Origin of the sequence: Winogradskyella wichelsiae (assembly GCF_013403925.1) — a bacterium.
GTDB classification, from domain to species: Bacteria; Bacteroidota; Bacteroidia; order Flavobacteriales; family Flavobacteriaceae; genus Winogradskyella; species Winogradskyella wichelsiae.
On the sequence record NZ_JABFDJ010000026.1, the window covers coordinates 1 to 3,105 of the forward strand.

The 3,105-nt window shown below is 32.2% G+C and carries 5 protein-coding genes; all 5 read right to left on the reverse strand.

Translation table 11 applies throughout. The features are described 5' to 3' along the window. Positions 1-201: 201 nt before the first annotated feature. The 5 genes from HM985_RS16950 to HM985_RS16970 all read right to left on the reverse strand — a co-directional run bounded on the left by HM985_RS16950 (position 202) and on the right by HM985_RS16970 (position 3,020). Positions 202-507: a type II toxin-antitoxin system RelE/ParE family toxin gene (locus HM985_RS16950; protein WP_173589737.1), complete on the reverse strand. Its 306-nt coding sequence runs from the start codon at positions 505-507 to the stop codon at positions 202-204. Beyond that, a complete protein-coding gene (locus HM985_RS16955; RefSeq protein WP_173589738.1) occupies positions 507-725 on the reverse strand; it encodes a hypothetical protein in 219 nt (72 codons plus the stop codon). The genes HM985_RS16950 and HM985_RS16955 overlap by 1 nt, the downstream gene beginning before the upstream one ends. A 208-nt stretch (positions 726-933) precedes the next feature. Beyond that, positions 934-1,479 carry a DUF5063 domain-containing protein gene (locus HM985_RS16960; RefSeq protein ID WP_179377393.1) on the reverse strand — a complete coding sequence of 182 codons (546 nt, stop codon included), beginning with the start codon at positions 1,477-1,479 and terminating at the stop codon, positions 934-936. A gap of 153 nt (positions 1,480-1,632) precedes the next feature. Next, positions 1,633-2,355, reverse strand: a complete 723-nt coding sequence (locus tag HM985_RS16965) for a DUF6348 family protein (protein WP_179377394.1) — start codon at positions 2,353-2,355, stop codon at positions 1,633-1,635. A gap of 161 nt (positions 2,356-2,516) precedes the next feature. Further along, complete coding sequence (locus HM985_RS16970) at positions 2,517-3,020, reverse strand: hypothetical protein (protein WP_179377395.1); 504 nt, start codon at positions 3,018-3,020, stop codon at positions 2,517-2,519. Between the last annotated feature and the right edge of the window lie 85 nt (positions 3,021-3,105).

The window sequence follows — 3,105 nt, forward strand, 5'->3', positions numbered from 1 at the left end:
AATTCAGAGTTGTATAAGTTCCAATTTAGAGTTGGATTTTGCCGCACACGCATTGCTGCCAACGGGTTTGTGTATGGTTAGTTGCGTGTTTAGTCAACTAATTTAGTAAACAAAAACGAACGCGAGAAAATTCCGAAGGAATTTTCCAAATAATCACTTGCCCAAGCAATTAATTATACACGGTGTTGGGCTTTCGTACTTTTAATCTATGTCTTTTTTTAACTTATCAGGATTTTGTCGAGTGTCAAAAATTGTAATAATTTCTATTTCTTTTTGTTCAGCTATTATTCTGTAGAAAAATGTCGTTTGCTTTGTTACAACACATTTATAAAGATTCTTAAATTCCGATGATTTTGGGCAACTATCAGGTTGATTTGATATTTGTTTGATTTTATCACTTAATTTTGAGATAAACTTGTCACGAGTTTTTACGTTCCACTCTTCCAGTAAATATTGAGATAGCTTTAGAAGCTTTGATTCGGCAAGTTCGGATAAGAATACTTTCATTAAGAAATTTTCTTTAGGAATGACTCGAAGGAAACTCGTTTTCCTTTATCCAATTCCTCAATACCTTTTTTTATTTCAGATTGTTCAGATAAAGACAATTCGTCCCAAAAATCTGCTTTTTCTTTTTTTACAAAGTCAGCTATTCTTTGGATGAAGTCAGTATTTTCAGTCTCCAAAATTGTTTTTAGCAGTTCAAGTTTTGTTGTTCGAATATCCATTTTAAAATTTCTTTAATTCAAATGTACAAAAAATATGATTCAGTACGGACGTTTTTTGTATGAAGCCCAACGGTCTCGTATAACCGTCAGTTACGGCTTAAAGTTAAACAATCTTTCGGCAGAGACCGACGGTAGCAATTCCGCGTGGATTCGGACGTAGTCGAATCCGCCGTAATTGCGGTTATACATTGTTAGCCACAGTATTTTTTCACATTGTTTTCTTTCCGTCATAATAAATATAGTGTAAAGCTCGAATTGCATTCACGCAATGATTTCCCCAATGTGAGGTAAATCCGAATTTTAATTGCCAAAGTCCGTCTTCGATAGCTTCGTCAGTTCCGATTTGGTCAATTTTATACATTTCTTCTTTTAAGTCAGCGTATATGTCCGCAACATCATCTACTAACCAGCCTTGTGTCGGTTCGTTTTCCTTTTCATAAGTTGGGTCAAATACTTCCCAATAAAAACAGTCTTTTCCAAGTGAGGAAATCAGATTGACATTCCGTTTTTTTATTTTCTCTTCTGAAACGTTATCGAATTCCGATTTTTCGCTTGAGTGAATTAATTCGACCGATTTTAGGGAAAGTCCAGCGTTATATAATTCAGTCAGTTTTTTGTGGATTTCAGGATAGAATTCCTGTTCCGTTATAGCATTATTTTCTACCAGTTCAATAAATCCGCGTGCAATTTTTAAGAAATCTTGAGTTTCCTTTGATTCGAGTAATGATTGTATTTCTTTAGTCAAATTTTGCATTGGTGGTCATATTGTGGCTAACGGTTTTGTGTATGGTTAGTTGCGTGGTTAAGCAACTAATTTAGTAAACTTTTACGAACCCGTGAAAATTCCGCAGGAATTTTCGCAAGTAGGCAAGAACCAAGCAATTAATTATACACGGTGTTATGCACTTTAATTAATTTTTCTTAATATCATAAAGTTTCTTACACTATAATATTTGTCTAATTTTTCCCAATCGAGTTTTTCCATTTCGGTAATTCCATTAGTATATAATTCATTGTCTATTAAAAATTCAGTCTCAAATGGCTCTCCGTTTAAATTACAATAAAAGAATCTTACCCAATGAGTATTATTTTGTAAGTTTTGACTTTTAACTAATTCTTCTATTTTTTCAAATGTTTTTTCAGGAATATTAAATTCGTCTGATGATTTAATTCCGTAGTTCCCGATAAACACTTTATATTTTGAATTTCCAATAGTCCATTCTTCGATTGTTATTTGTTCGTCCGTCGAATCATTAAAAGCATTAAGAATTACGTGAAAATCATTTTTAGTAAAATTCAAAAGATTTTGTTGAGATGCTATTAATTTTGATTTACCAATATCTCCAAAAGATTCATAAATCACTCTGTCATCGACTAATTGTATTTTCATATCTAATCTTGACGAATAACTTTCTGGATAATCTTGAAAAATTAAATTATTTTCTATAGTAATTTTTTCCTTTGTGTTTATGTTTATAATTCCATTTTCATCTGATGAAGTTTCAATATTATGAGCTTTAAACATTTCAATTATTGAAGTGTCAAGTTCCTTAATTAACAAATCACTTTCTGTTGGTTTGTCAGAACAAGCTAAGTTTAAAAATGATAAAATTCCCATTAAGTATTTCATTCAGAGTTGAGTGAGTTTATTGTGCATAACGTGTTTGTGTATGGTTAGTTGCGTGGTTAAGCAACTAAGTTAGCAAACATTTACGAACCCGTGAATATTCCGCAGGAATATTCGCAAGTAAGCTCAATGAAGCAATTAATTATACACGGTGTTGTAAACTGTTATTTATTCAGTTCGCTTTTTAGTTTATCATATTCAGGCCAATTACTACCCATTGAATGGTACTTTAAAATCAGCGTTGAATCATTCATAACTGCTTGGTAATATGTTCCAGCGTGATAAGGAAGTTCCATTTTCAGTCCGCTATCAAGCAATGATTTTAAATATTTTACAATTGCTTTCTCGTGATTTTCATTCAGACGAATAGTTTTCTTTTCCGCAATTTTCCGATTTTCATCATACGGATTTCCACAATCAAATATATCTTCAGTATATTCTGCATAAAGTATTTTATCCTCTCGATAAATATCAAATTTTTCATTGTGTCCGCCCCATTCTCCACATTCGTCAAAACTTGAACTTAATTCTAATCGGTTAAGTCCCATTACGTTTCCTAAAATCCGTTTTTGATACTCATCCATAAAATCCGCTTTTGGTTTCTTTTTAGAAGTTCCACAACTTCCAGCAAAAACTGAAATAATTAAAATGAACAGGACTTTTTTCATAATTGTTTACAACGGTTTTGTGTATGGTTAGTTGCGTGGTTAAGCAACTAAGTTAGTAAACATTTACGAACCCGTGAATATTCCG

Bases quoted from the DNA above. Each gene is read 5' to 3' on its own strand.
- HM985_RS16950 (WP_173589737.1), bottom strand. From the start codon at position 507: ATGAAAGTATTCTTATCCGAACTTGCCGAATCAAAGCTTCTAAAGCTA.
- HM985_RS16955 (WP_173589738.1), bottom strand. From the start codon at position 725: ATGGATATTCGAACAACAAAACTTGAACTGCTAAAAACAATTTTGGAG.
- HM985_RS16960 (WP_179377393.1), bottom strand. From the start codon at position 1,479: ATGCAAAATTTGACTAAAGAAATACAATCATTACTCGAATCAAAGGAA.
- HM985_RS16965 (WP_179377394.1), bottom strand. From the start codon at position 2,355: ATGAAATACTTAATGGGAATTTTATCATTTTTAAACTTAGCTTGTTCT.
- HM985_RS16970 (WP_179377395.1), bottom strand. From the start codon at position 3,020: ATGAAAAAAGTCCTGTTCATTTTAATTATTTCAGTTTTTGCTGGAAGT.